This is a genomic window from Nonomuraea sp. NPDC003560 (assembly GCF_042878785.1).
GTDB lineage: Bacteria > Actinomycetota > Actinomycetes > Streptosporangiales > Streptosporangiaceae > Nonomuraea.
The window spans coordinates 226,946-253,127 of the sequence record NZ_JBIAOF010000004.1; the positions used below are offsets into that span (position 1 = coordinate 226,946).

Consider the following 26,182-nt stretch of genomic DNA (forward strand, 5'->3'; position numbering starts at 1 on the left):
CACTACGGTTGCCGAGCATGACCGAAGACAAGAGCCGGAACCGGCGGCGGATCAGCATCGACGAAGTGGGCCTGGAGAAGCGCAGGTCCGCGATCCAGGCGCTCATGGAGCAGCCGCCGTCACCGGCGTCCGAGCAGGTGGGCGTCTTCGCCGAGGCGAACGCGCCGGGCGCGGCACAGGGCGACCTCGGCTGAGCCCGCCCGGCGCGGCCCCCGGGTTCGGCAAAGCGGCGGCGCGGCGCGCCGCCGCTCCCGGGTCCTGGATGTCACGCTCGCCGGGAACGAGGAGTGCCGCCATGAGCAAAGCCGTGCAAGGGCCCGAGCCGCATCCTCTCCTGGTCAAGCTGCTCCAGGAGGGTTTTCCGGACACCATGACGTTCTGGGGCTACGTGGGCCCGCCGTACCAGGACGGATGCGTCACGCTGTATCCCAGCCTGGAGGATCTGAACTCGGCCCTCGACATCCCGCTGAGCGACGTCCTGCACATCCAGGACGTGCCCGAGGACATCCTGCTCTTCGGCGCGAAGGTGTTGTGGGTACGCCGGGACGCCAAGGTCGTCCGCCGGCAGGCCGGCACGGCCGAGGCGTCGCTGACCTCGGAGGCCGCCGAGGACGCCGGGGAGATCCGGACGGGCCGGCTGCACCTGCGGGTCAAGACCGAGCGCGCCGACTGCCACAGCCCCTGCATGACCTGCCGCGACTGCAGCAGCGTGTGCATCTCGTCCTGCCGCAGGAAGTCGTCGCCGGAGTAGGGGAACCGCCATGATCACCGACACCCCGCTCGCCGCGCTCGACCACCAGGCGCCCTACCTGCTCGAACGGCTCGTCAAGGAGCGCGTCGCCGCGACGGAGGAGGAGGCCGGGGAGCTGTTCGCCGAGGCGAAGAAGTACCTGGTGCTCACGCAGGTCGACCGGTCGCGGATCTGGACGATGCACTCGACGCGCGTCGACGACGCCTGGCATCACTTCATCCTCTTCACCGGCCTGTACACCGAGTTCTGCCGCACCTACTTCGGCCGGTACGTCCACCACAGCCCGAGCAACGACCCCGGCACGCCGGACGAGCCCGCCGAGCAGACCCCGGCGGGCACGTTCGCCGAGTTCCGCGACCGCTACGAGGAGCTCTTCGGCTGCCCGCTCCCCGACGTCTGGTACGACCATCGCACCGTCACGCTGACCCGCCGCGTGGTGAACGAGCGCGCCGGGCTGCTCACCACCCGCCGCGACGGGAACCAGGTCGAGCTGCTCTCCCCGTCGGGCGAACCGCTGGTGGCCGCCAACATGATCGCCTCGCCCGCGCTGGAGTTCGTGGCCCGCACCGGCGCCTTCTACGTGCGGGAGCTGCCCGGCGGCCTGACCGGGCGGGAGCGGGTCGCCCTGGCCGAGGTGCTGGTCGAGCAGCGGATCCTCAAGGTGAGCGGCTAGCGGCGGCGTGACCTACGCCTCCCTGCGGGCGGGGCGGGGGCCCAACGCGCTGGTCGTCGAGGCGCTGGGCGTGCTCGGCGGCGTCCGCGGGCGGGCGCTGGACCTCGGCGCGGGCCCGCTCAACGACACCCGCTTCCTGCTGGAGCTGGGCTTCTCGGTCGAGGCCGTGGACACCGACCCCTGCACCCTCGCGCTGGCGGCGGCCTGGCGGCACCCGCGGCTGCGGGTCGTGCACGCCGACGTCCGGGACGTGCCGGTCCCGGCGGGGGCCTATTCGTTCATGGTCGCGATCCACGTCCTGCCCTTCCTGCCCGCGGCCGACGTCCGCCGGGTGGCGGCCGCGATGGCCGGTGGCCTGGCCGCGGGCGGCGTGCTGTGCTGCACGTTCTTCGGTCCGGAGGACGCCTGGGCGGGGCGGCCGGGGCGCACGTTCCTGCGCGCCCCCGAGGCCGGCGCGCTGTTCCCCCGGCTGGAGCCGGTCGTCCTGCGCGAGGACCGCTACGACGGCGTCGACGCCAGGGACGAGCCCAAACGCTGGCACGTGGTGCGCTGCGTCTTCCGCAGGCCCGCCGCCTCAAGCTCAGATGGCGCCGCCGGGTCGGCCTGACGTCGCGAGGGTCAGGAAGCCCTCCTCGACCAGGCGGCGTACCAGGGCGAGGCCGTCCTCCCCCGGCAGGCCGGCCGCGGTGAAGGGCTCGCCGTCCGCCATGCGCAGGAAGGCCGCCTCGTGCCGGGCCGGGAGGCTGAGCCGTTTGCCGTGGAAGGCGAGGACCAGCGTGCCGGCGTCCCGTCTGCTCTCCCAGCGCAGGCCGGGGCGGAGCCGGACGGCGGTGCCGGCGTCGAGGCCGGCCAGGCCCGTGAGGTCGAGCAGATGGCCGCCCAGCCGGTCGCCCTCGGCGAGCAACGCCATGTCCACCGCGTCGTCGGCCAGCCTCTCGGGGGTGAGGACGGTCATCAGGCGGGCGGTCAGCTCGCGGATGCGCTCCCGGGTGGCGGCCCGGCCGCCGCTCGTACGGGCGAAGCCGAAGGGCAGCGGCTCCTGGCAGCCGGGGTCGGCGGAGACGGCCGCCTCGCACCCGGCCAGCAGCACGTCGGCCCAGGTCAGGGGATGGACGCCGACGCTCAGGTGCAGGGAAGCGCCCTGCGCCGAGGCGGCCTCGTGCGGCAGGCCGCGCGGCAGGTAGAGCAGGTCCCCTTCGCACAGGTCGAACTCGCGGCGGGCGTCCTCGCGGCGGGCGTCCTCGTGGATCCGCCAGCGTTTGGTCCCGGCCACCTGCAGCACGAACACGTCGTGGGAGTCGTGGTGGACGCCGAAGCCGCGCGCCCGCGGCGGGGTGAGGTAGGCGTTGACCCGGCACTCCGCGCTGAACTCGCCCGCCAGCCGCCGGCACAGCTCCCGCAGCGGCGGCCACCGTTCGTGCACCGAAGGCATGATCAGGGTCGAGCCGTCGCGGTAGCGGGCGTAGAGGTCCTCCAGCCCGGCCGCGCCGCCGTCGGCGTGGCCGTCGCGGACCACGCGCACGGCCCCGGAGTGCAGGCCGGAGCCGGACAGCAGCTCGTCGAGGCGGGCCAGCGAGAACAGCTCGCGGTAGTGGCCGGGCGACCGCCTGCGCAGCAGGAGATGCCGCCGCCCCTGGTGGTCCCGCAGGAACTCCTCGCGGGACACCGGGCCGAGCAGCCAGTCGGTGGCGGGCGTGACGTCCGCGCCGTCCCGCTCGTCGATCATCATCTCCGGTCCGTACCCGTGGCGTCCGCGCGCCACGCCCCGGGCCGCGCGGCGGCGGCCCGGGAGGCTTAGGAGGCCCGGGAGGCCCAGGAGGCCCGGTCAGTCGGTGCCGAGCTCCATCGCGGCGCGGTCGAGCAGCTCGTCGTCCTCGGAGACCTCGCCCCGGGAGGCGATGGCCTCCGCGCCGCCCTGCGGCATCGCGCCGATGAGGCCGGTCGAGGCCGCCTGGGCGGCGCCGATGAGCGCCGGGTGGGTGGTGCCGACCATGCCGAGCGTGGCGTACTGCTCCAGCTTGGCGCGCGAGTCGGCGATGTCCAGGTTGCGCATGGTGAGCTGGCCGATGCGGTCGACCGGGCCGAACGCGGAGTCCTCGGTGCGCTCCATCGACAGCTTGTCGGGGTGGTAGCTGAAGGCCGGGCCGGTGGTGTCGAGGATCGAGTAGTCCTCGCCGCGGCGCAGCCTCAGGGTGACCTCGCCGGTGACCGCCGTGCCGACCCAGCGCTGCAGCGACTCGCGCAGCATGAGCGCCTGCGGGTCGAGCCAGCGGCCCTCGTACATGAGCCGGCCGAGCCGCCGGCCCTCGTTGTGGTACGTGGCCAGGGTGTCCTCGTTGTGGATGGCGTTGACCAGGCGCTCGTAGGCGGCGTGCAGCAGCGCCATGCCGGGGGCCTCGTAGATGCCGCGGCTCTTGGCCTCGATGATGCGGTTCTCGATCTGGTCGGACATGCCCAGGCCGTGCCGGCCGCCGATCGCGTTGGCCTCCATGACCAGGTCGACCGGGGAGCCGAACTCCTTGCCGTTGATCGTGACCGGGCGGCCCTGGTCGAAGCCGATGGTGACGTCCTCGGGGAGGACCTCGACCTCGGGGTCCCAGAAGCGCACGCCCATGATCGGCTCGACGGTCTCGATGCCGGTGTCAAGGTGTTCGAGGGTCTTGGCCTCGTGGGTGGCGCCCCAGATGTTGGCGTCGGTCGAGTACGCCTTCTCGGTGCTGTCGCGGTAGGGCAGCCCGTGGGCGAGCAGCCACTCCGACATCTCCTTGCGCCCGCCGAGCTCGGAGACGAAGTCCGCGTCGAGCCAGGGCTTGTAGATGCGCAGGTGGGGGTTGGCCAGCAGGCCATAGCGGTAGAACCGCTCGATGTCGTTGCCCTTGAACGTGGAGCCGTCGCCCCAGATCTGCACCTCGTCCTCAAGCATGGCCCGCACCAGCAGGGTCCCGGTGACGGCGCGGCCGAGCGGCGTGGTGTTGAAGTAGGCCCGGCCGCCCGAGCGGATGTGGAACGCGCCGCAGGTGAGCGCGGCCAGGCCCTCCTCGACCAGCGCGGCGCGGCAGTCGACCAGGCGCGCGAGCTCGGCCCCGTAGGCCAGCGCGCGGCTGGGCACCGAGGCGATGTCGGGCTCGTCGTACTGGCCGATGTCGGCGGTGTAGGTGCACGGGACGGCGCCCTTGTCGCGCATCCACGCGACGGCCACCGAGGTGTCGAGACCGCCGGAGAAGGCGATGCCGACCCGCTCGCCGGTGGGCAGGGAGGTGAGAACCTTGGACATAGAAGAAGATTATGCATTGCAACGCATGTTCATGCAAAGCCAGCGTCTTTTCCGGGTGCGGGCCGGGATCTCCGGCGGAGGGTGGACAACCGGGCGGGGACGTGATCTGACGGAGGAAGGACCGCCGACGATCACGAACAGGAGCACCGGGACATGAGCGACACGCCGCGCCTGCACTCAGCCGGCCCCACCCACCTGGAGCGCGCCCGCGACCTGCGCCCGCTGATCGAGAGCGAGGCGGCCGAGGCCGAGGCGCTGGGCAGGCTGACCGAGCCCGTCGTGGCCGCCCTGCACGAGGCCGGGCTGTTCGGTATCTGGCTGCCCGCCCCGCTGGGCGGCTCGGAGTTGTCACCGTCGGAGCTGCTCGCCCTCTTCGAGGAGCTGACCTACGCCGACGCCTCGACCGGCTGGGTGGTCATGGCCACCACCCTGGAGAACGGCACGGCGGGCGCCTACCTGGGCGACGACGCCGTCGAGCACATCTTCGGCGGCCCCCGCACGCCGCTGTTCGCCGGCCAGGGCACCCGGCCGGGCACCGCCGTGCGCGAGGACGGCGGCTTCCGGCTGACCGGCCGCTGGAGCTTCGCCTCGGCCATGCCGCACGCCCGGTACGTGCACAGCCTCGGCGTCGTCGAGGGCACCGGCGAGGAGCGCATCTTCATCACCCCGGTCGAGGACGCCGAACTGCTCGGCAACTGGGACGTCCTGGGCCTGCGCGCCACCGGCAGCCTCGACTACGCCATCGACGGCGGCTTCGTGCCGGAGTCGCGCACGCACCTGTTCGCCCAGCGGGAGCCGCTGCGCGGCGGCGCGATCTACCGGCTGGGCCTGCTGGACCAGGCGCTGATCGCCCACTCCGGCTGGGCGCTCGGCCTGGGCCGCCGCCTGCTGGACGAGCTGGGCCGGCACGTCGCGGCCCGCGCCGGACGTCCGGGTCAGCTCGCCGTCAGCGACGCCTTCCACACCGGCTTCGCCCGCGCCGAGGCGTCCCTGCGGGCGGCGCGCACCCTGGTCCGCGACACGTGGGAGGACGCCGAACGCACCCTGGACGCGGGCGGCGCGCTGTCCACCCGCCAGGAGACGATGGTGCGGCTCGCGCTCAACCACGCCACCTCGACGCTCACCGAGGCGGCCGGGTTCGCCTACGCCTCGGGCGGCACGACGGCGCTGCGCGACGGCCTGCTCCAGCGCCTGTTCCGGGACGCGCACGCCGGGGCCCAGCACATCACCTCCGGCCCGCAGGCGCTGCGGGAGTGCGGCCGCGAGCTGGCGGGGCTGGCCCAGGGCGAGGAATGGACGCTCTTCACCCTGCAACCCTGACCCGAACCCCCTGAACCCCCGACCCGCTCTGCAGCCCGGACGGAGGTCAGCGCTGCCGGGAGGTCAGTGTTGCCGGGAGACCTGGGCGGTGTGCAGGGCGTCGGCGGTGGCGATCTTGTGGTTGCGGGCCGCCTGCTCGATCACCTCGGCCTCGGCGGCGCCCTCGATCAGGCTCAGCAGGTGGTCATGCTCCTCCACCGACCTGCGCGCCCGCCCCGGCACGTACGTGAAGCTGGAGCGGCGCATGTGGTCGAGCCGCGCCCACTCCGACTCCAGCAGGGCGTTGAGGTGCTCGTCGGGGCAGTGGCGGTAGAGCGAGAAGTGGAACTCGCGGTTGAGCGCGGTGAAGGAGGTGGGGTCGAACTCCTCCAGCGCCTCCTTCATCCGCTCGTTGATCTCCCGCGACTCCTGGATCTTGGCCGCGTCCATGTGCGGCGCGCAGATGGCCGTGGCGTAGCCCTCCAGCCGGGCCAGCACGTTGAGGGTGTGCTCGACCTGCACCGAGTCGAAGACGGCGACCCGGGCGCCGATGTTGCGGACGACCTCGACCAGCCCGTCGGACTGCAGCCTGCGCACGGCCTCGCGCAGCGGGATCGTGCTGACGCCGGTCTCCCGGGCGAGCTGGTCCATGACCAGCCGGTAGCCGGGGCCGTACGTGCCGTCGAGGATGCGGGCCCGCAGCAGGTCGTAGCTGATCTCGGCCTTGGAGCCCTTGGGCCGCTTGGCCTGGGCCGGTTTTCTCGTGCTGCTCACCATCACCTCTGCAGGACCTTCATGATGGCGTCGCGGAAGCCCGCGCCCGCCGGCGCTTCGACGCGACCGCCCGGAGCCCTCACCGGCTCCGCCCCCGGAGTCACCTCGACGATACGCTGGACGCCCGCTGTCATCCCCTCATCTTGCCCGACCACGAGCACGAGCGGCGCCCGGTCCCCCGTGCGGACGGCCCGTCCGCACGGGGCGCCGGAGGAGCGGGAGCCGGGCCACCGGGAGATCAGCCCCGCCATCCAGAACCTCCGTCTGTCCTATTTCACATATGATTTCAGATCTTATCGTACGCGGGCACGGGGAAGTCCACGACCACCTGCCCGGTTCCGGTCGAGCCGAAGTACGGGCACAACTGCTCCCCCCGCCCCTTGTACGACCGCCACCCCAGCAGCCCGAACAACATCGCCGTGTCCGCCATCGCGCCCTCCCCCGCGCAGCGCACGTTGTAGTCGGGCAACATGTCCAGGAACTCGCCGATGCGCCCTTCGGCCCACATGTCCAGCACGGCCATGTCGATCTTCCGGTTGAGCGGGCTGCTGACCTCGTTGAGCAGCGACTCGGCGGTCTCGTTGGAGGGGAAGGCGTGCGAGAGCGAGCCGCTGGCCAGGAAGGCGACCCGGCGGTCGCTCTGCCGGATGCCGCGCAGCAGCGCCTCGCCGATGCGCCGGTTCTCGTCGATCGAGGAGTAGATGTTGCAGCCGATCGGCAACACCCGCACGGCGGAGTCCTCGTTCATGAAGTGCATCGGGACCAGCGTCGCGTACTCCAGGCCCAGGTCGCGGTAGGTGTGCACGAGCGCCTTCTGCCCGCCGGCGGCGATCTCGGCGCGGATCAGCTCGGCCAGCTCGGGGTCGCCCGGGTAGTCGTAGTCCAGGTCGTGGATGAAGTGCGGCAGCTCGTGGCTGGCGTAGGAGTCGCGGTGGCGCTCCTTGCCGTTGAGGTGGAAGCCGATGCTGTTCATCCAGTGGGTGTCGGCGATCAGGTACGTGTCCACCCCCAGCTCCCGCGCCCGCCTGCCGACCTCGGTGAGAGCCAGCTCGGCGGGCCGGCGGATGCCGAAGTGCCTGCCCGGCTGGATCGACAGCCAGATCGACGGCACATGCGTGATCTTGGCTGCCAGGACGAGCTCTCCCATCACACCCTCCCCAGGTGCGTCCAGACGCCCTTGACCTCGGTGTAGGCGTCGATGGCGTACGGGCCCATCTCCCTCCCCCACCCGCTGGCCTTGTAGCCCCCCCACGTGGTGGCGGCGTCGGGCACATGGATCATGTTGATGAACACGGCTCCCGCCCGGATCCGGGCGGCCAGGCGGTGGGCGGTCGACAGGTCGTTGGTCCAGATGGAGGCGGCCAGGCCGTACTCCAGTCCGTTGGCGCGGCCGGCGATCTCGTCGGGGTCGTCGTAGGCCAGCACCGGGATGACGGGCCCGAACACCTCCTCGCGGGCCACGGCCATGGCGTCGGTCACCTCGGCGAACACGGTCGGGCGGTAGAAGAAGCCGGGGCCCTCGGCGCGCCTGCCGCCGGTGACGAGTTGCGCGCCATCGTACAGCGCGCTGCGGACGTGGGCGTCCACGGCCATCAGGTGGTCCTCGCTGATCAGCGGGCCGAGGTCGGTGGCCGGGTCGAGGCCCGGTCCGACCTTGAGCGCGTCGGCCGCGGCGGCCATCTTCGAGGTGAACTCGTCGACGCGCTTGCGGTCGACGTAGAAGCGCGAGTACGCGGCGCAGACCTGGCCGCTGTTGAACAGCGCGCCCTGGACGTTGCCCGCCACCGCGGCGTCGATGTCGGCGTCGGCCGCGATGATGCTCGGGGTCTTGCCGCCGAGCTCCAGCGTCAGGCGCTTGAGGTTGTCCGCGCTGGCGTGCACGAGCGAGCGGCCGACCGACGTCGAGCCGGTGAAGGAGATCTTGTCCACGCCCGCGTGCCCGGCCAGCGCCGCGCCGGTCTCCGGGCCGCCGGTCAGCAGGTTCACCACGCCGGGCGGGAAACCGGCCAGCGCCATCAGCTCCACCAGCCGGACCGTGGTCAGCGGGGTCTGCTCGGCGGGCTTGACGATCACCGTGTTCCCGCAGGCCAGGGCGGGGGCGAGCTTCCAGGCGGCGATCATCAGCGGGAAGTTCCACGGGGTGATGAGCGCGCACACGCCGACCGGCTCGCGCCGGGTGTAGTGCAGGGTGTCGGGGTACGAGACGGGCAACACCGAGCCCTCGATTTTCGTACACCATCCTGCGAAATATCGGAAATGTTCGGCGGTGCCGGGGACGGTCACGTTCCGCGCCACCGCCAACGGCTGGCCGTTGTCCCTGGTCTCCAGCTCGGCCAGCTCGTCGGCGTGCTCCTCCACCAGGTCGGCCACCTTCCACAGCAGCCTCGCGCGGGCGGCGGCGGGCAGCTCGGCCCAGGCCGGGTCGTCCAGCGCGGCCCTGGCCGCCGCCACCGCGCGGTCCACGTCGGCGGGGCCCGCCTCGGCGCACTCGGTGATGACGGTGGCCTCGGCCGGGTCCAGCGTGGCGAACGTCGCGCCGTCCGCGGCCGGGCCCCAGGCGCCGCCGATGTACAGGCCGGTCATGAGCCGATCTCCTCTCGCACCATGTCCGCGCACCGCTCGCCGATCATGATGGCGGGCGCGTTCGTGTTCCCTGACGTGACGGCGGGCATCACCGAGGCGTCGGCGACGCGCAGCCCGTCGATGCCGTGGACTCTGAGCCGCTGGTCCACGACGGTTCCCATGGCGCAGGTCCCGACCTGATGGTGGTAGGTCACCAAGGTCCTCTCTATGTGCTCGGACAGTTCACGGTCGCCGGGGTAGAGCTCCGCGCCCGCCCATTCCCGCAGGGCGGCGGCGTGGGCCAGCTCCCGGCACAGCTCGACGGCCGCGCGCATGCACGCGCGGTCGGCGGCCGCCTCCAGGTAGGCGGGGTCGATGTGCAGCGGGGCGTCGGGGTCGGCCGAGGTCAGCGCCAGGTGGCCCCTGCTCTCCGGACGGACGATCCCGGCCATGAGGGTGAAGGCGTCCGGCGGGCCGGTCATGCCCTCGTCGTACAGGGGGATGTGGAAGAACAGCGGCTGCACGTCGGGGCCGGGCAGGCCGGGGCGGCTGCGCCAGAAGAGCTGGCTGTGCATCGGCTGCAGGCCGGGCATCGCGGGCGGCACGGGCCGGCGGGCGGCCACGATCACCGGGACGAGCGCGTGGTCGTGCAGGTTGCGCCCGACGCCGGGCAGGTCCTCCACCGCCTTGACGCCGTGCCGGCGCAGCTCGGCCGCGTCGCCGAGGCCGCTCAGCAGGAGCAGGCGCGGCGACTCGACGGTCCCGGCGCTGACCACGACCTGGGCGGCGGCCCCGACCTGGTGCAGGCGGCCGTTCTGGCGGTACTCCACGCCCACGCACCGCCGCCCGCGCAGGAGCAGCCGGCGGGCGCGGGCCCCGGTGCGGATCTCCAGGACCGGCCGGTCGCAGCGCGGGCGCAGGTAGGCGTCGGCCGTGCTGTGCCGGCGGCCGTGCCGGATCGTGAGCTGGCAGAACCCGGCGCCGTCGGGACGCTCGCCGTTGCAGTCGGGGTTGAACGGCAGGCCCTGCTCCACGGCGGCCGCCACGATCGCCGCGTTGACCTGGTGCGGCGCGTAGTCGGCGATCACCCGTACCGGCCCGCCGGCGCCGTGGTGGTCGCCGGGCCCGCGGTCGAAGTCCTCCAGCCGCTTGAAGTACGGCAACACCTCGGGGTACGACCAGCCGGGCCCCCAGGCGTCGTAGTCGGCCGGCGCGCCCCTGACGAAGATCATGCCGTTGAGCGAGGACGAGCCGCCCAGCACCTTCCCGCGCGGCCAGTGCGGACGCCGCCCGCCCAGCCGCCGCTGCGGCGCCACCCGGTAGTCGTAGTCCTCGGGGCCGCCCCACAGCCGGAACACCCCGCCGGGGTCGTGGATGTCGGGGTTGACGTCGGGGCCGCCCGCCTCCAGCAGCAGCACGCGCAGCGCCTCGTCGTCGGCCAGCCGGCGGGCCACCGCGGCGCCCGCCGAGCCCGCGCCGACCACGACGACGTCAAAGGTCTCCATCGCCCGCTCCCAGATAGGCCGACCGCAGCCGGCCGCGCAGCTCGTCCGGCGTGCCGCGCAGCACGACCCGGCCCCGGTCCAGCACGTGCACGCGGGTGGCCAGCTCCAGGGCGAGCCGGGTGTACTGCTCGATGAGCAGCACCCCGGCCCCGGCCTCCGCGAGCGCGGCCAGGGCGGGGACGAGCCTGGACACCACGGCGGGGGCCAGGCCGAAGGACAGCTCGTCCACCAGCAGATAGCGCGGCCCGCCGGTGACTGCCTGGGCCAGGGCGAGCATCTGCTGCTGGCCGCCGGACAGCGTGCCGGCCCGCCGGTCGCGCAGCCCGGCCAGCTCGGGGAAGGCGGCAAGGGCCGGTCCCGGGTCGGGCCCGGCCACGCGCAGGTTGTCGGCCACGCTCAGCGAGCGCAGCACCCGGTGGCCCTCGGGCACGGCGGCCACGCCCAGCGCCCGGACGCGTTCGGGGCGCAGCCCGGTCAGCTCGTCGCGGTCGGCGGTGACCGCGCCCGCCTCGACCGGCAGCAGCCCGGCCACGGCGAGCACGAGCGTGCTCTTGCCCGCGCCGTTCGCGCCGAGCAGCGCGGTGATCCGGCCGGGCGGCACGTCGAGCGTCACGTCGTGCAGCACCTCGCGCCCGCCTCTGCGCACGCGCAGGTCGCGCACCTCCAGGCTCACGGCGCCTCCCCCAGGTAGGCGGCGCGCACCCGCTCGTCGGCCAGCACCGCCGCGGTCGGGCCGGCGGCGACCAGCCGGCCGAAGTCCAGCACGGCCGTGGTGGCGCAGACCTCGCCGACCAGGGCCACGTCGTGCTCGATGAGCACGACGAGCGCCCCGAACCGGTCCGGCACGGCCGTCACCACCTCGGCCAGCGAGCGCGACTCCGCCTCCGACAGCCCGGCGGCCGGCTCGTCGAGCAGCACGATCCTGGGCGTGCCGACCAGGGCGCGGGCCAGTTCGAGCCGCCGCCGTTCCGGCAGCGTCAGCTCGCCCGCCGGGCGTCCGGGGTCGTTCAGGCCGCAGAACGCGAGCAGGCCGTCGTCCGGGCCGCCCAGGTGGTCGGCGGCCAGGCGCAGGTTGCCGGCGACGCTCAGCTCGGCGACCACCTGCTCCTGCTGGAACGTGCGGCGCAGCCCCCACCTGGCCCGCCGGTGCGGCGCGAGCGCCAGCAGGTCGGCGCCGCCGGCCGTGACCCGCCCGGAGACCGGCCGGACGAAGCCGGACAGCACGTCGAACAGGGTGGTCTTGCCCGCGCCGTTGGGCCCGATGAGCCCGCACAGGCCGGAGTCGAAGGTCAGGGTGACGCCGTCCAGCGGGCGCACGCCGCCGAAGCGCACCCGCAGGTCCTCGATCTCCAGCCTCATGCGGGCCGCCGCAGGTCCTCTAGCTGCCCGCCGATGCCGCGCGGCGCGGTGACCAGGGCGTGCACGGTGCCGGCGCCGAAGACGACGAGCATGAGGTTGCCGTCGAGCCCGGCGGCGTCGAGGGCGGCGGGCACGACCTGGCCGACCACGCCGGACAGCACCACGCCGGTCAGCCCGTACGCGCCGCCGACCAGGACGACGGCGAACAGCAGCACCGAGTCCGAGGCCCGGAACGAGATCGGGTCCAGCCGCCCGGTGTTGGCCGCCAGCAACGCCCCGGCGGTCCCGGTGACGAACGCCGCCAGCGCGAACGCCCACACCTTGTACCTGGTCAGGGCCACGCCGACGGCCAGCGCGCCGGCCTCGCCGCCCCTGATCGCCGCCCACGCCCGGCCCGGCCGCCCGCGCTGGTGCAGCACGACCAGGACGAGCGCGAGCACCGCGCACAGGACGGCGAACCGGAAGAACCCGGCGTCGGAGGAGGCCATCGAGGGCCGCGGCATGGCCTGCTGCGTCCCGCTGCCCGCCACCCGGCCGAGGAACCCGGGCCCGCCGTCGGGGAACCCGGTCGCCGAGAACGCCACCTGGAACGCCCCGCCGGCCATGAGCGTGACCAGGGCCAGGTCCACGCCGGACAGGCGCAGCGCGGGCAGCCCGTACACGATGCCGACCAGGCAGGTGATCGCCCCGGCCGCCAGCACGACCAGCGGGAACGGCCATCCGGTGGCGAACGCCAGCCGCAGCGCCACCCAGCCGCCGACGCCGAGCAGCGCCACCTGGCCGAGCGAGACCAGCCCGAGCCGGGCGTACAGCAGGGCGATGCCCGCGGCGGGGATGACGAAGATGACCGCGGAGGTGAGCACCCGCACCCAGTAGCCGTCCACGGCCAGGGGCACGAGCACCGCCAGCGCCGCGGCCCCGGCGGCCAGCCCGAGCACCACGCGCAGCACCGAGCGGGCGTCGCCGGGCGGCAGCGGCCGGGTCCGCGCCGGCGGCGCGGGCTCGGCCGGGCGCACCTCGACGGTGCCGCCGCGCCTGGCCCGCGCCCCTGTGCGCTGCAGCCACAGGATCGCCGCGACGGCCACCGCGAACGGCGCGACCGACCGGTACGGCGCGGTCTGCTCCCACGCCCCGCCCAGAGCCTCGGCCAGCCCGATCGCCAGCCCGGCCGCCAGCGTGACCGGCAGCGAGCCGAAGCGGCCGACCACGCCCGCCGCCAGCGAGGCGATCACCAGGAAGGTCAGGGTGCCGGCCTCCAGCCGGGTCAGCGAGCCGAGCACCAGCCCGGTCAGCCCGGCCACCGCGCCGCCCGCGGCCCAGGTGACGGTCTCGACCCGCCGGATGGGCACGCCGAGCAGCGCGCTGATCTCGCGGTCGTCGGCCAGCGCGCGCATGGCGGTGCCGAAGCCGGTCCGGCGCAGCAGCACGGCGGTCCCGGCGGTCAGCGCCACGGCCAGGGCCAGCGCGAGCGCCTGGGTGAGCGTGACCCGCGCGCCGCCCACGTCGAACCCGGCCGTGTCGGTCGGCAGGGTGAGCGTGCGCGGGTCGTCGCTCCACGTCCAGTAGCACAGGCCGAGCAGCACGAGCGCGAGACCGAGCGTGCACACCGCCTTGACCAGCGGGTCGCGGGCGGCGACGAGCGGGCCGACCAGGCCGCCGTACAGGCCGGACAGCAGCGCCGACAGCAGCGGCGCGGCCGCCAGCGCGGGCGCGACCGGCCAGCCGTCCTGCAGGAGCTGCCAGGACAGCAGCGCGCCGATCGCGCCGAGCGCGCCGTAGGCCAGGTTGAGCACGCCCGTGGCGCGGTAGAGCACGACGATGCCCACGCCCGACAGCGCGTAGACGGCGCCGAGGGCGAGCCCGCTGATGACGAACGGCAGCATCAGCCGGTCAGCCCCAACTGCTTCTCCTCCCGCAGCAGCGGCGCGAGGTCGGGGTCCTGGGTCGGCGTGCAGTCCTTGATCCTCGACCAGCCGCCGCCCTTCATCGTGACGTAGCGGGTGTCGTGGTTGGCGTTGTGGCGGGCGGCCCGGCCGAAGTACCAGGGGGCGCAGAGCAGGTCGCTGCGGAAGCCCTTGACCTGCGACAGGGCCCGGCTCACCGAGGCGCGGTCGATCGTCCCGCCGGTCCTGGTCAGGGTGTCGACGAAGATCTTGGCGGCCAGGAAGCCGCCCTGGGAGAAGGAGTCGCGGGGGGCCTTGTCGTCGGCGTACTCGTCCATGACGCGGCGCCAGAGCTTGTTGTCGGGGGTGCCGGCGTCGAGCATGGTGAACTCGGAGTTGGACACGAAGCCCTCCCAGTAGCCGCCGACCTGGCCGGGGAAGGTGGTGTCGTAGCAGGGCGTCAGGCAGACGAAGGTGACCTTGTCCTTGAGGCCCTGCGCCTGGGCGGCCTTGAGGATGGCGGCGTCGTCGGGGGCGGGGTCCTGGAGGATGATCGCGTCCGGACGGCCCCGCATGGCTTCGAGGAGCACGGCGGTGGCGTCCTTGACGCCGGGGTCGTGCAGCACGTCGCCGGCCGAGGTCAGGCCCTTGGTCCTGAGGTAGGCGCGCACGCCGTCCTGGGTCCAGTCGCCGACGCCGGGCACCCGGTTGCTGATCTGGGCGACCCGTCTGGCGCCCTTGACCTCGACGGCGTACTGGGCGGCGGCCACGGCGCTGACCCTGGGGCCGGCGTTGACCGGGGCGATGCGCGGCGACTCGAAGCACGCCCGCGGCACGCCGACCGCGAGCACGTCGAACAGCCCGTTCTGCTCCCAGATCGGGCCGGAGACGCCGCAGGCGACGAAGCTGGAGCCGCCGACCAGGGCGACCAGGTCGCGGTTGCCGGCCAGCTTGGTGGCCAGGGCCGAGGCCTTCTGCGGGTTGAGGCCGTCGTCCTCGACCAGGTACTCGACCGGACGGCCGCCGATGCCGCCGCCGGCGTTGACGCAGTCGAAGTACGCCTTGGCCGCCTTGGTGGCCGAGCTGAAGTCGATGCCGCCGCTCGCGGTGACGATCGCGCCGACGGTGATCGGGGTCCCGGTGGCGGGCTTCCCCGTGCCGCAGGCCGTTCTGGCGGCGCCGCCGTCCTGGCCCGTCCCGCAGGCGGAGACCACCAGGGCGATCGCGGCCCACCACACCAGGCGTCGTGGACATCGCATACGCATCCTCCTCGAAGCGCCGTGCGTCCAGCCCCGATGGACAAATCATGTACGACATCAGATATTTCTGTCCATAGGTTCCCCATGTATCATCGACGATGTCCTATACGATTTGACGGGGTTGCGAGGGGCCTTCCGCTGGGCCTTCCACCTGGGCAATCATCGTGACGGGGCGGAGGAGGAGTGCCATGAGAGGGCGGTCCGGCCGCACGTCCGACAGGGGATCGATCGCACCCGTGGCCGGGGGGCCGCCGTCCCAGTGCAAGGAGATCGCCCGTTGAACCTGGAGCACTACATCGGCGGGGCCCACGTGCCCAGCGTGTCCGGCCAGACGTTCACCTCGCTGGAACCCGCGACCAACCGCCCCGCGCTGACCGTCGCCTCCGGGGACGCCGAGGACGTCGACCTCGCCGTGCGCGCCGCGCTCACGGCGTTCACCGACGGGCCGTGGCCGCGGATGCCGGGCGAGGAGCGGGCGGCGGTGCTGCGCGGCATCGCGGCGGCCATCGAGGCGCGCGACGAGCGCATCGCCGAGCTGGAGTGCGGCGACACCGGCCTGCCCATCACCCAGGCCAGGGGCCAGGCCCGGCGGGCGGCGCACAACTTCCGCTTCTTCGCCGACGTCATCAGCAGCCTGGGCGAGGACGTCTACCGCGTCGGCTCGGCCCAGCTCAACTACGTCGTGCGCAAGCCGGTCGGCGTGGCCGGGCTGATCACGCCGTGGAACACGCCGTTCATGCTGGAGACCTGGAAGCTGGCCCCGGCGCTGGCGGCCGGCTGCCCGGTGGTGCTCAAGCCGGCCGAGTGGTCGCCGCTCTCGGCCAGCCTGCTGCCGGAGATCATGGAGGAGGCCGGGCTGCCCGAGGGCGTGTTCAACCTCGTCCACGGCATCGGCGAGCGGGCCGGGGCGGCGCTGGTGGCCCACCCCGACGTGCCGGTGATCTCCTTCACCGGCGAGACCACCACCGGCCAGACGATCATGCGCGACGCCGCCACCGGCCTCAAGACGTTGTCGATGGAGCTGGGCGGCAAGTCCCCGCTGCTCGTCTTCGACGACGCCGACCTGGAACGGGCGCTCGACGCGGCCGTCTTCGGCGTCTTCTCGCTCAACGGCGAGCGCTGCACGGCCAGTTCGCGGGTGCTCGTCCAGGACACCGTCTACGAGGAGTTCGTGGCCCGGCTCGCCGAGCGCGCCGCACGGGTGCGCGTCGGCCCGCCGCACGACCTGGCGACCGAGCTGGGCGCGCTCATCCACCCCGAGCACTACGAGCGGGTGATGTCCTACGTACGAGCCGGCGTCGAGGAGGGAGCCCGCCTGGTGGCCGGCGGCGGCCGCCCGGACGGCCTGCCCGAGGGCAACTTCCTGGCCGCCACGGTCTTCGCCGACGTGACGCCCGCGATGCGCATCTTCCAGGAGGAGATCTTCGGCCCGGTCGTCTGCGTCACCCCCTTCGCCACCGAGAAGGAGGCCCTGGAGCTGGCCAACGCCACCCGGTACGGCCTGGCCGCCTACGTGTGGACCAGCGACCTGCGCCGCGCCCACCGCCTGGCCCAGTCCGTCGAGGCCGGCATGCTCTGGATCAACTCCCAGAACATCCGCGACCTGCGCACGCCCTTCGGCGGCGTGAAGGCCAGCGGCCTGGGCAGGGAGGGCGGCCGGTACAGCATCGACGTCTACACCGAGGCGCACATCGTGCACGTCGCCACCGAAGACCTGCCGATCCCCCGCTTCGGCCTCGGCTGAACCCGTCCCGCCACGTCCTGCACTGTGCGCCCGGGCGTAACGTCCGGGCCACCTCGGCGGTCTACCGTGCCCGCATGACGATGCGCAGGTTGTTCGCGAGCGTGCTGGCCGCCGTCCTGGCCGGCGGTACGGTCGCTGTCGTGCTGACCCAGACGCCATCCGCCACGGCCGAGCGCCGCGGCCAGGCCCCCGTCGTGATCGGTCACCGGGGCGCGAGCGCCCACCGGCCCGAGCACACGCTGCTGTCCTACGAGGCGGCCATCGCCATGGGCGCCGACTACATCGAGCCCGACCTCGTCTCCACCAAGGACCACGTGCTGGTCGCCCGGCACGAGAACGAGATCTCCGGCACGACCGACGTGGCCGCCCACCCCGAGTTCGCCGATCGGCGCGCCACCAAGGCCGTGGACGGCCGGCCGGTCACCGGCTGGTTCACCGAGGACTTCACGCTGGCCGAGCTGAAGACGCTGCGGGCCAAGGAACGCGTGCCCGACCTGCGGCCGGACAACACCGCCTTCGACGGGCTGGCCGAGATCCCCACGTTCGAGGAGGTCGTCCAGCTCGCGCAGCGGCACGGCGTCGGGGTCTATCCCGAGACCAAGCACCCGACGTACTTCGACTCGATCGGCCTGTCGCTGGAGGAGCCGCTGCTGGAGGTGCTGAACAGGTACCACGTGCGCAAGGCGTACATCCAGTCCTTCGAGACGGCGAACCTGCGCGAGCTGCGCGGACGGACGCGGCTGCCGCTCATCCAGCTCATCACCTCGGGCGGCGCGCCCTACGACTGGGTCGCCGCCGGCAGCACCGGCACCTACGACGACATGGTGACCCCCGACGGGCTGCGCGAGGTGGCCCGATACGCCGCCGGGATCGGCGTGGACACCCGCCGGGTGGTCCCGGTGGACGCCGCCGGCGCGACGCTGCCCCCGACCACGCTGGTCCAGGACGCCCACCGCAGGCGGCTGGAGGTGCACGTGTGGACGATCCGCAACGAGAACTCCCAGCTGCCCGCCGACCACCGCAGGGGGAACCCGGCCAGCCCGGTCTACGGGCGGGCCACCGGCGACGTGGCCGGCTGGCTGAGCAGGCTCATCGAGCTGGGCATCGACGGCGCGTTCTGCGACGACCCGGCGATGGGCCGCGCGGTGGTCGCCGGACGCCCCTCCTGACCGGGCGCACGCATGAAGCGGCGGGCCCCTCCTGACCGGGGTGCGCGCACGAAGCGGCGGGCCCCCGTGCCGGGGACCCGCCGCCGGTTCGCCGCCGGGACGGCGTCAGGTACGGCGCCAGCGGGACTCGCCGAAGCAGTAGCCCGCGAACAGCAGCAGCCCGAGGGCCACCACCGCGAGCAGCCACGGCCCCACCGGCGTGTCGGCGAAGCGCCGCAGGGTGGCGTCGATGCCGCCCGCCTTGTCGGGGTCGAAGGTGACCGCCGCGTAGCCGACGAAGACGCCGGCGCCGCCGGTGATCACGCCGCGGGCGATGTAGCCGGCCTGGCCCAGCCGTTCCATCACCTTGCGGGCCTTGGGCGACATGCGGCCGAGGTCGAGCTCGCGCTCGAACTTCTTGGTGACGCCCTCGTGGATCCAGTAGATGCCGAGGGCGACGATGCCGAGCCCGATCAGGCCGACGATGACCTGGCCGCCGGGCAGGTCGAGCAGCTTGCTCGTCAGGTTCTGCGACTGCTTGTCGTCGGACTTGGCCTGACCTGCCAGCAGCACGCTCAGCAGGGTCACGCAGATCAGGACGTACACGCCGGTGCGGAAGGCCGACTGCGCGCGGTCACTCGCCTTGCGGTGACTGAACAGCGCCTCCGACGCCTGCCACAACGCCAGCCCGGCGAAGCCGACCGTCATGATCCACAGCAGCACCTGGCCGAAGGGCAGTCCGGCGATGGTGGTGATGGCTCCCGACTTGTCGGCCTGGCGCGAGCCGTCGCCGAAGGCGATCTGCAACGCCAGCACTCCGATCAGCGCGTACAGCACGCCGCGGCAGGCCAGCCCGATGCGGGCCAGCGTGGTCATCGCCGGGCTGTCCGCTGCTCTGCGGGCCGCGTTCTTGGCCTCGCGGCCCGCGTCCATGGCTTCGCGGCCCGCGCTCTGTGCGGTGCTCACCGTTCCTCCTGGGGGTTTGCGGAAGAACTCCCCTTTGCCCGGAAAACGGCGTTCTAGGCGTCGCCGATCAGTCGAACGCGAGGGTGGGCAGGTCGACGGCGGTGGCGCCGCCGTCGGCCACGACCACGCTGCCGGTCATGACGGCGCTGTCCGGCGAGGCGAGGAACAGGCAGATCGCGGCGATCTCGTCGGCGGTGGCCGGGCGGCGCAGCGGCACGTCCTTGGTGACCAGCTCGTACGCCGCGTCGCGGGTGATGCCGTCCCGGCCGACCAGCACGTCCATCTCCTCGTCGGCCATCGGCGTGCGCACCCAGCCGGGGCACAGGCAGTTGGCCCGGACGCCCTGGGGTCCGTAGTCGCGGGCGATCGAGCGGGTCAGGCCGATGAGCGCGTGTTTCGTCGTGACATATCCGGATACGGCAGGGCCGGCGGCCAGGCCCGCGATCGACGACACGACCACGATCGCCCCCTTCGCCCGCACCAGCGCCGGCAGCGCCTCCCGGCAGGTCACGAAGCAGGTGTTGAGGTTGGCGTCGAGGCTGAGCCGCCAGGACTCGTCGTCGGTCTCGCCGACCGGCCCGCCCCCGTGGCCGCCCGCGTTGGCCACCACCACGTCGAGCCCGCCGAAGCGGCCCAGACACGCCTCGACCGCCGCCCGCGCCTGGCCGGTGTCGGACATGTCCGCGCAGGCCACGGCCGCCGCGTCACCGAGGTCCGCGGCCACCTCGGCCAGCGGCCCGGGACGGCGGCCGGTCAGCATGACCGAGGCGCCCTCGGCGGCGAACCTGCGGGCGGTCGCCGCGCCGATGCCGGTGCCCGCCCCGGTGATCAGCGCGACCTTTCCCTTGAGCCTCATCGCCTACTCCTTTACAACGGGAAGCTATATGATTTCATAGACGAATTCGTGGAGGAAGGAGCGGCCATGACCGATCGCCCTGCCGGTTGGAAGAACATGGACGATTTCGCGCCCGGGATCGCCACGAACCGCCTTCCGGCCACGTACGCGCTCGCGGGCACCGAGGTGGACCTCACCTTCGACGACGGCAGCAAGACGTCCCTGGCCTTCGCCGGTCGGTACAAGCTGCACGCCGACGGCGGCCCCGCCGAGCCGTACGAGGCCGTGGCCATGCGCGAGGACCTGTTCTACGTCGGCCGCGCGCACGCCGAGCGGCCCCGCGAGTACACGGTCACCGTCCTGCACACCAGCACGGGCCGGGCGCTGCGCGTGGTCTCGGTCATCGCGCCCGAGCCGGTCCCGGGGCAGCCGCGGGTGTCGCAGACGTTCACGCCCGGCGTGATCGAGGGCCGGGAGGTCACCGGCGAGCCGCCCGCGCCGACCCGCGAGCTGATCGGCCGCCGGGCCCTGTACCGCTACAGCCCCGAGCACCTCTACGAGCACGTCTACCTCAGCTCCGAGCGCTACGCCTGGCAGTGCCTGGCCGGCGCGCAGCGCGGCCACGGCGACGTCGATCTCGCCGCCGCCTGGAAGATCGCCGACGGCCTGTACGTGTTCACCTTCCGCGAGTTCCGCATCCCGGTCGCGGCCACCTGGCTCTACGACTGGACGGCCCTGCGCACGGTCGGCACCTTCTTCGGCCTGTCGGGCGAGGGCGAGATCCACCACTCCCCCGGCGGCGCGCACATCGAGCCGCTGGGTCAGGTCACCTATCCGGCCGGTGAGGAACCGGTCTGAGGAGAAACACAGATGAGCGACAATCTCGACGCCGTACGCGCCTCCTACGCGGCCTCGGCGGCCGGCGACGTGAACGGCATCGTGTCCCTGCTGGGCCCGCAGGCCCGGTGGACGGAGATGGCCGGCTTCCCGTACGCGGGCACGTACGTGGGGCCGCAGCAGGTGCTGTCGGAGGTGTTCGCCAAGCTGGGCAGCGAATGGGACGGCTACCAGGCCGAGCCGGAGGAGTTCGTGGACGGCGGCGACGTGGTCGTCGTGATCGGCCACTACAGCGGCACCTACCGCGCCACCGGCAAGTCGATGAGGGTGCGCTTCACCCACGTCTGGCACCTTGAGGACGGCGTGGCCACCCGGTTCGAGCAGTTCACCGACACGGCCCTGGTCCGGGAGGCGCTCGTCCCATGATCCCGTCGCGCGGCCGGATGAGGGCCGGCCGCGCGACGTCCTCAGCCGGTCAGCTCGCCCACGCGGCGCATGACCTCGCGGCAGAACGCGCCCACGCCGTCCGGGTCGTCGATGAACTGCGACGGCTTGATGCAGAACGTGGTGTACCCCTCGGCCATCCGGGCCGGGATGTGCTCCAGGGCGGGGCCGAGCGGCGCGCAGGAGACGGCGTCGGGGAAGACGGCCCGCGTGCCGCCGGCCAGCTCCAGCTCGCCGATGTCCCGACCGGCCGCCTTCATGCCGTCGGCCAGGGCCTTCATGTCCTCGGCGGGCGGGTAGCCGAGCGGGTTGAACCCGCTGCCCCAGCGGGTCATCCGGCGCAGCAGCCGGCTGCTCATCCGCGCGCCGCCGAACCACAGCGCGGGCCCGCTCTCCCGGTACGCCTTCGGCTCGAAGTACACCTCGTCGAACCGGTAGTGCCGGCCGTGGTAGGTGACCGGCGAGTCCCGCCAGAGCAGCTCCCAGATCTCCAGGTGCTCGTCGAGGAGCTCCCCGCGCCGCTCGAAGGGCACGCCGAGCGCGGCGTACTCGTCGCGGCTCCAGCTCACGGTGGGCAGCACGACGAGCCGGCCCTGCGACAGCAGGTCGAGCGTGCCGAGCTCGCGGGCCAGCGCCAGCGGGTGGCGCAGCGGGGCGAGCACCGCGGCGGCGGCCAGGCGCAGCCGGGTGGTGACCGAGGCGACGGCCGCCAGCAGGCCCAGCGAGTACGGCCACGGCGTGAACGGGTCCTGGTTGCCGGGCAGCGCGTACTCGCGGGGGTTGGCCATGCGGCCGTGGGCGCCGGCGTCGGGGCCGAGCACGAGGTGTTCGCTGATCATGACCGAGTCGAACCCGGCGTCCTCGGCCTCACGCGCCCACCGGACCAGCACCGGCAGGTCGCGGGCCGAGGTCATCGTCCAGTTCTCGGACAGCACGAGTTGCATGCGCGGTTGCTTCATCTTGCATTCATACCCGAACGATCTTCAGCAAGCTAGCTCTTGAACCCAATCGTTTGGCACCTTACGATCCCTCCAAAATCCGCAGAGAGGTCGCCCATGATCCCCATGAGGGCACTCGCCGTCCCGCTCGCCGCCCTGCTGCTGGCCGCCGGGTGCGGCCTGTCCGACGACCCGCCGGCCGCCTCGTCCGGGGCCGCCGGCGACGTCATCAAGGTCGGCGGCGTCAGCTCACTGAGCGGCGCGGTCACCTTCCCCGACTCCTCGGCCGCCGCCAAGGCCGTCTTCGACCGGGTCAACGAGCAGGGCGGCGTCAACGGCCACAAGATCGAGTACGTCAGCGCCGACGACAAGGGCGACCCGGCCGCCGCCGCCCAGGCCGCCCGGGACGTCGTCACCAACCAGGGCGTGGTGGCGCTCGTCGGCTCGGCCAGCCTGCTCGACTGCGCCGTGAACGCCCCCTTCTACCAGCAGTCGCGGATCGTCTCCGTGCAGGGCACCGGCGTCGACCCGACCTGCTTCGAGTCCCCGGCGATCTCCCCGGTGAACACCGGCCCGTACCTCAACATGGCGATCAACCTCTACTACGCCTCCGAGGTGCTCAAACGGGACAAGGTCTGCATGTTCCTGGCCATCCTCGGCAACACCAACGACGCCTACGGCGGGGCCGTGAAGAGCTGGACCGCGCTCACCGGCAAGAAGCTCACCCTGGACGACCGCACGGTCAAGCCGGACTCCGACCCGACGCCGTTCGTGCTGCGGGCCCGGCGGGAGGGCTGCCAGGCGGTCCTGTACAACGGCACCGAGCCGATGGCGATCTCCTGGATGAAGGTCGTCAAGCAGCAGCGCGTCAGCGGGATCGACTGGCTGATGACCACCGCCCCCTACACCGAGGCCGTCGCCAAGGCCCTGGGCTCCGACGGCGACGGCATGTACGCCAACGCCGAGTTCGAGCCGTTCACCGAGGCCGACTCGCCCGCGCTGAAGGACTGGCGCACGCTCATGACCTCCAAGAACGTGCCGCTGACCTCCTTCGGCCAGGGCGGCTACCTGGCGGCCACCTACTTCGTGGACACGCTGAGGACGATCAAGGGGCCGATCACCCGGGCGTCGGTGACGGCGGCGTTCCAGGCGCTCAAGCCGGTCCAGACCCGGATGACCGGCACCCCGTACGAGTTCGGGCAGGCTCCCAGGCACTTCTCCAACCGGGCCGGCAAGATCGTCCAGCTCAGGGGCGGCGCGTGGCACGTGGTCACCCGCGAGTGGGTGCGCTACCCGGGGACGCTCGGCTGATGCTCCAGGGCCTGGTCTCGGGGCTGGCCGCGGGCGGCACGTTCGCCGCCCTCGGCCTCCTGCTCACCGCCATGTACCGGCTGACCGCGACGGTGAACCTGGCCGTCGCGGCGACCGGCGTGGCCGGGGTGTACGTGATGGCCGCACTCGCCGGGACGGGGTGGCCGTACTGGGCGGCGGCCCTGGCCGGGGTGGCGGCGGGGGCGCTGGTGTCGGCCGGGTGCGGGTTCGTGATGACGCGGTGGTTCGCCGAGAGCGGGCCGCAGACCCGTACCGCGGTGTCGATCGCGCAGCTCATCGGGATCATCGCGCTGGCCTACATCGCCTTCGGCGACGAGCCGCGGGTGCTGCCGAACCCGGCCGCGGGCCGCGTCGCCACGCTGGCCGGGGTGGTGGTGACGCAGGGCGCGGTCGTGCTGCTCGCCCTGGCCGTGGTGATCGGCGCGGGCACCTGGCTGCTGCTCACCCGGACGCCGCTGGGCCTGCGCCTGCGCGCCATGGCCGAGCGGCCGGTGACCACGGAGCTGCTGGGCATCGGCACCCGGGCGCTCACCGTGACCGTGTGGGCCCTGGCCGGCGCGCTGTCGTCGCTGGTGCTGCTGGTGGTGGCCCCCGTGCGGTCGAGCGACATCCTGTCGCTGAGCATGCTCATCGTGCCCGCCTGCGCGGCGGCGCTGCTCGGCGGGCTGCGGCGGCTGGCCGGGGCGCTGGCCGGCGGTCTGGCGCTCGGGCTGCTGGAAGGGGTGCTCGCGGGGTCGGCGGTGGTGCAGCAGTACCGGGACGTGGTGCCGTTCGCGGCCATCCTGCTGATCCTGGTGTGGAGCCGGCGGCGGGAGGTGTGGGATGCGTCCCGCTGACGGGCCGGTGGCGCGGTGGGCGGCCGCGGGCGTCCTGATGGCGGCGGCGGCCTACGGGCTGGCCGCCGGGCTGCCGGCGTACTGGGTGTTCCTGGCGATGTCGGCGGTCATCTCCGGGGTGCTGCTGCAGAGCCTCGGCGTGGTGGCCGGGCAGGCCGGGATGGTGTCGCTGTGCCAGATGGCCTTCGCCGCCATCGGCGCCTGGACCACCGCCCAGCTCAACGTCTGGGGCGTCCCCGGCGGCCTGTACGTCTGGCTGCCCCTCGCGGGCCTGGCCGCCGTGCCGTTCGGGCTGCTCATCGGCCTGCCGGCGCTGCGGCTGCGCGGCGTGCACCTGGCGATCGTCACGCTGGGCTTCGCCGCGACCGTGGACGTCGTGATGGCCGCCAACTCCTTCCCCGGCGTCAGCCAGGGCGTGGTGGTGAGCCGTCCGGCGGGGCTGACCTCCGACCGCCAGTTCTTCCTGTTCTGCTGCGGCGTCTTCGCCCTGGTGGCGGTGGCGCTGGCGGTGGTGCGGCGGACCCGGCTCGGGGCGTCGTGGCGGGCGCTCAAGGAGTCCGAACGGGCCACGGCGGCGGCCGGGACCAGCGTGCCGGGGGCCAAGCTGAGCGCCTTCGCGGTGAGCGCCTTCATCGCGGGCGTGTCGGGGGCGCTGCTGGCCGGGCAGCTCGCCATGGTGGTCTCGCGCAACTTCGACCCGGGGCAGTCGCTGGTCGCCTACGCGGTGGCCGTGATGGCGGGCGCCCACCACGCGGAGGGCGCGCTCGTCGGCGGGGCACTGGGCGTGCTGGTGAGCGAGCTGCTGCGGCGGTTCGGCGTGCCGCAGCAGTGGGCGAACGTCGTGTTCGCGGTGGGCGCGGTGCAGGCGATGACGCAGGGCTCGGGCATGAGCGACGGCCTGCGCGCCGCCCTGCGCTCCCGCCGTGCCCGCCGTGCCCGCCGTGCCCGCCGCTCGCGCGGGTCCGGCGCCGGGCCGGACGTGCCTGCCGCGGCGGCGGCGCCCGAGCTCCCCGCGCCCGGCCCGGACGGACGGCCGCCGGCGTTGCGGATCGAGGGCGTCAGCGTGCGGTACGGCCAGGTCGTGGCCGTGGACGGCGTCGGCCTCACCGTGCTCGCCGGCGAGGTGCACGGGCTGGTCGGCCCGAACGGCGCGGGCAAGTCGTCCCTGGTCGACGCGATCAGCGGGTTCGTGCCCGCCGGGGGCGGCCTGGTCGAGGTCGGCGGCGTGGCCGTCGCCGGGGCCCGGGGCGGCACGGCGGTCCACCGGCGCGCCAGGGCCGGGTTGCGCCGCACGTTCCAGCAGGACCGGGTGCCGGTGGGCCTGTCGGTGCGCGAGTACCTGCGCTTCGCCGCGCGCCGCGCCCTCAGCGACGCCGAGCTGGCGGAGGGCCTGGCCGGGCTGGTGGCGGCGGCGCCCGGCGACCCGATCGCCGCGCTCGACGTGGGCAGCAGGCGGCTGCTGGAGGTGGCCGGGACGCTGCTGGCCCGTCCCGCGGTCGCGGTGCTGGACGAGCCCGCCGCCGGCCTCGGGCACGCCGAGAGCGAACGGCTGGGCGCCTGGCTGCGCCGGGTCCCCGCCCGGTACGGCGCCGCCGTCCTGCTCATCGAGCACGACCTGGACCTGGTCAGGGCGGCGTGCACGGGCGTGACCGTGCTGGACTTCGGCCGCGTCATCGCCCAGGGCCCGCCCGCCGAGGTGTTCGCCGAGCCCGGCGTCCTGCGGGCCTACCTGGGTCAGGAGCCCGCCGCGTGAGCGGGCGGAC

Annotated in this window: 25 protein-coding genes; 12 read left to right on the forward strand and 13 right to left on the reverse strand. The window is 73.5% G+C overall.

Annotated features, from left to right (window positions below):
• The first annotated feature begins 17 nt into the window (after nucleotides 1-17).
• The 4 genes from ACFYUV_RS17270 (at nucleotide 18) to ACFYUV_RS17285 (ending at nucleotide 2,031) form a co-directional block, all read left to right on the forward strand.
• The gene (locus ACFYUV_RS17270) at nucleotides 18-194 is read left to right on the forward strand and encodes a hypothetical protein (protein ID WP_358286146.1); all 177 of its coding nucleotides are present in this window, start codon (nucleotides 18-20) and stop codon (nucleotides 192-194) included.
• Between the two features lie 101 nt (nucleotides 195-295).
• Entirely contained in the window at nucleotides 296-751 is a 456-nt protein-coding gene (locus tag ACFYUV_RS17275) for a hypothetical protein (RefSeq protein ID WP_387669537.1), read from the forward strand.
• 10 nt (nucleotides 752-761) lie between these two features.
• The gene (locus ACFYUV_RS17280) at nucleotides 762-1,424 is read left to right on the forward strand and encodes a glycine-rich domain-containing protein (protein WP_387669539.1); all 663 of its coding nucleotides are present in this window, start codon (nucleotides 762-764) and stop codon (nucleotides 1,422-1,424) included.
• Between the two features lie 7 nt (nucleotides 1,425-1,431).
• Complete coding sequence (locus ACFYUV_RS17285) at nucleotides 1,432-2,031, forward strand: class I SAM-dependent methyltransferase (RefSeq protein WP_387669540.1); 600 nt, start codon at nucleotides 1,432-1,434, stop codon at nucleotides 2,029-2,031.
• Here the strand turns inward: ACFYUV_RS17285 and ACFYUV_RS17290 are convergent.
• Both ACFYUV_RS17290 and argG read right to left on the reverse strand, forming a co-directional pair.
• Nucleotides 2,005-3,153 carry a cupin domain-containing protein gene (locus ACFYUV_RS17290; RefSeq protein ID WP_387669542.1) on the reverse strand — a complete coding sequence of 383 codons (1,149 nt, stop codon included), beginning with the start codon at nucleotides 3,151-3,153 and terminating at the stop codon, nucleotides 2,005-2,007. The genes ACFYUV_RS17285 and ACFYUV_RS17290 overlap by 27 nt on opposite strands.
• Before the next feature lie 96 nt (nucleotides 3,154-3,249).
• Nucleotides 3,250-4,698: an argininosuccinate synthase gene (argG, locus tag ACFYUV_RS17295; protein WP_352351275.1), complete on the reverse strand. Its 1,449-nt coding sequence runs from the start codon at nucleotides 4,696-4,698 to the stop codon at nucleotides 3,250-3,252.
• Between the two features lie 153 nt (nucleotides 4,699-4,851).
• Between argG and ACFYUV_RS17300 the strand changes: the two genes are divergently transcribed.
• Nucleotides 4,852-6,018, forward strand: a complete 1,167-nt coding sequence (locus tag ACFYUV_RS17300; RefSeq protein ID WP_387669544.1) for an acyl-CoA dehydrogenase family protein — start codon at nucleotides 4,852-4,854, stop codon at nucleotides 6,016-6,018.
• 63 nt (nucleotides 6,019-6,081) lie between these two features.
• On the opposite strand, the gene ACFYUV_RS17305 is transcribed toward ACFYUV_RS17300, so the two are convergent.
• From ACFYUV_RS17305 to ACFYUV_RS17340, 8 genes are all read right to left on the reverse strand, one after another.
• Nucleotides 6,082-6,774 carry a GntR family transcriptional regulator gene (locus tag ACFYUV_RS17305; RefSeq protein WP_352351279.1) on the reverse strand — a complete coding sequence of 231 codons (693 nt, stop codon included), beginning with the start codon at nucleotides 6,772-6,774 and terminating at the stop codon, nucleotides 6,082-6,084.
• Nucleotides 6,775-7,057: 283 nt separating this feature from the next.
• Nucleotides 7,058-7,918, reverse strand: a complete 861-nt coding sequence (gene hpaD / locus ACFYUV_RS17310; protein WP_387669545.1) for a 3,4-dihydroxyphenylacetate 2,3-dioxygenase — start codon at nucleotides 7,916-7,918, stop codon at nucleotides 7,058-7,060.
• Nucleotides 7,918-9,354 (reverse strand): aldehyde dehydrogenase family protein, encoded by a 1,437-nt coding sequence (locus ACFYUV_RS17315; RefSeq protein ID WP_387669547.1) that lies wholly within the window; start codon nucleotides 9,352-9,354, stop codon nucleotides 7,918-7,920. Before ACFYUV_RS17315 ends, hpaD begins: the two co-directional genes overlap by 1 nt.
• Complete coding sequence (locus ACFYUV_RS17320) at nucleotides 9,351-10,838, reverse strand: GMC family oxidoreductase (RefSeq protein WP_387669548.1); 1,488 nt, start codon at nucleotides 10,836-10,838, stop codon at nucleotides 9,351-9,353. Before ACFYUV_RS17320 ends, ACFYUV_RS17315 begins: the two co-directional genes overlap by 4 nt.
• Complete coding sequence (locus ACFYUV_RS17325; protein ID WP_387669550.1) at nucleotides 10,825-11,511, reverse strand: ABC transporter ATP-binding protein; 687 nt, start codon at nucleotides 11,509-11,511, stop codon at nucleotides 10,825-10,827. The genes ACFYUV_RS17320 and ACFYUV_RS17325 overlap by 14 nt, the downstream gene beginning before the upstream one ends.
• Nucleotides 11,508-12,197, reverse strand: a complete 690-nt coding sequence (locus tag ACFYUV_RS17330) for an ABC transporter ATP-binding protein (protein WP_387669551.1) — start codon at nucleotides 12,195-12,197, stop codon at nucleotides 11,508-11,510. Before ACFYUV_RS17330 ends, ACFYUV_RS17325 begins: the two co-directional genes overlap by 4 nt.
• Nucleotides 12,194-14,080 carry an ABC transporter permease gene (locus tag ACFYUV_RS17335; protein WP_387669553.1) on the reverse strand — a complete coding sequence of 629 codons (1,887 nt, stop codon included), beginning with the start codon at nucleotides 14,078-14,080 and terminating at the stop codon, nucleotides 12,194-12,196. The genes ACFYUV_RS17330 and ACFYUV_RS17335 overlap by 4 nt, the downstream gene beginning before the upstream one ends.
• A complete protein-coding gene (locus ACFYUV_RS17340) occupies nucleotides 14,080-15,339 on the reverse strand; it encodes an ABC transporter substrate-binding protein (RefSeq protein ID WP_387669554.1) in 1,260 nt (419 codons plus the stop codon). The genes ACFYUV_RS17335 and ACFYUV_RS17340 overlap by 1 nt, the downstream gene beginning before the upstream one ends.
• 277 nt (nucleotides 15,340-15,616) lie before the next feature.
• Here ACFYUV_RS17340 and hpaE point away from each other — a divergent pair, with 277 nt between their 5' ends.
• Together hpaE and ACFYUV_RS17350 are read left to right on the forward strand one after the other, a co-directional pair.
• Nucleotides 15,617-17,083 (forward strand): 5-carboxymethyl-2-hydroxymuconate semialdehyde dehydrogenase, encoded by a 1,467-nt coding sequence (hpaE, locus tag ACFYUV_RS17345; RefSeq protein ID WP_387669556.1) that lies wholly within the window; start codon nucleotides 15,617-15,619, stop codon nucleotides 17,081-17,083.
• Between the two features lie 74 nt (nucleotides 17,084-17,157).
• A complete protein-coding gene (locus ACFYUV_RS17350) occupies nucleotides 17,158-18,252 on the forward strand; it encodes a glycerophosphodiester phosphodiesterase (protein ID WP_387669558.1) in 1,095 nt (364 codons plus the stop codon).
• 105 nt (nucleotides 18,253-18,357) lie between these two features.
• Here ACFYUV_RS17350 and ACFYUV_RS17355 read toward each other — a convergent pair whose 3' ends face one another.
• Both ACFYUV_RS17355 and ACFYUV_RS17360 read right to left on the reverse strand, forming a co-directional pair.
• Nucleotides 18,358-19,197, reverse strand: a complete 840-nt coding sequence (locus ACFYUV_RS17355; RefSeq protein ID WP_387651140.1) for a DUF1206 domain-containing protein — start codon at nucleotides 19,195-19,197, stop codon at nucleotides 18,358-18,360.
• A 67-nt stretch (nucleotides 19,198-19,264) separates the two neighbouring features.
• Nucleotides 19,265-20,053: an SDR family NAD(P)-dependent oxidoreductase gene (locus ACFYUV_RS17360; protein WP_387669560.1), complete on the reverse strand. Its 789-nt coding sequence runs from the start codon at nucleotides 20,051-20,053 to the stop codon at nucleotides 19,265-19,267.
• A 66-nt stretch (nucleotides 20,054-20,119) separates the two neighbouring features.
• Here ACFYUV_RS17360 and ACFYUV_RS17365 point away from each other — a divergent pair, with 66 nt between their 5' ends.
• Together ACFYUV_RS17365 and ACFYUV_RS17370 are read left to right on the forward strand one after the other, a co-directional pair.
• Complete coding sequence (locus ACFYUV_RS17365) at nucleotides 20,120-20,890, forward strand: MoaF C-terminal domain-containing protein (RefSeq protein WP_387669562.1); 771 nt, start codon at nucleotides 20,120-20,122, stop codon at nucleotides 20,888-20,890.
• A gap of 12 nt (nucleotides 20,891-20,902) precedes the next feature.
• Entirely contained in the window at nucleotides 20,903-21,295 is a 393-nt protein-coding gene (locus ACFYUV_RS17370) for a nuclear transport factor 2 family protein (RefSeq protein WP_352330080.1), read from the forward strand.
• Between the two features lie 41 nt (nucleotides 21,296-21,336).
• On the opposite strand, the gene ACFYUV_RS17375 is transcribed toward ACFYUV_RS17370, so the two are convergent.
• Nucleotides 21,337-22,272, reverse strand: coding sequence for a TIGR03619 family F420-dependent LLM class oxidoreductase (locus tag ACFYUV_RS17375; RefSeq protein ID WP_387669563.1), 936 nt, complete (start codon nucleotides 22,270-22,272; stop codon nucleotides 21,337-21,339).
• Between the two features lie 96 nt (nucleotides 22,273-22,368).
• Here ACFYUV_RS17375 and ACFYUV_RS17380 point away from each other — a divergent pair, with 96 nt between their 5' ends.
• Genes ACFYUV_RS17380 through ACFYUV_RS17390 form a run of 3 tightly spaced genes read left to right on the forward strand, consistent with a single transcriptional unit; the run spans nucleotide 22,369 to nucleotide 26,172 of the window.
• On the forward strand, nucleotides 22,369-23,562 hold the full coding sequence (locus ACFYUV_RS17380; protein ID WP_387669564.1) for an ABC transporter substrate-binding protein: 1,194 nt from the start codon (nucleotides 22,369-22,371) through the stop codon (nucleotides 23,560-23,562).
• Nucleotides 23,562-24,419: a branched-chain amino acid ABC transporter permease gene (locus ACFYUV_RS17385; protein WP_358286106.1), complete on the forward strand. Its 858-nt coding sequence runs from the start codon at nucleotides 23,562-23,564 to the stop codon at nucleotides 24,417-24,419. The genes ACFYUV_RS17380 and ACFYUV_RS17385 overlap by 1 nt, the downstream gene beginning before the upstream one ends.
• Nucleotides 24,406-26,172 (forward strand): ATP-binding cassette domain-containing protein, encoded by a 1,767-nt coding sequence (locus ACFYUV_RS17390; RefSeq protein ID WP_387669567.1) that lies wholly within the window; start codon nucleotides 24,406-24,408, stop codon nucleotides 26,170-26,172. Before ACFYUV_RS17385 ends, ACFYUV_RS17390 begins: the two co-directional genes overlap by 14 nt.
• The last annotated feature ends 10 nt before the right edge of the window (nucleotides 26,173-26,182 follow it).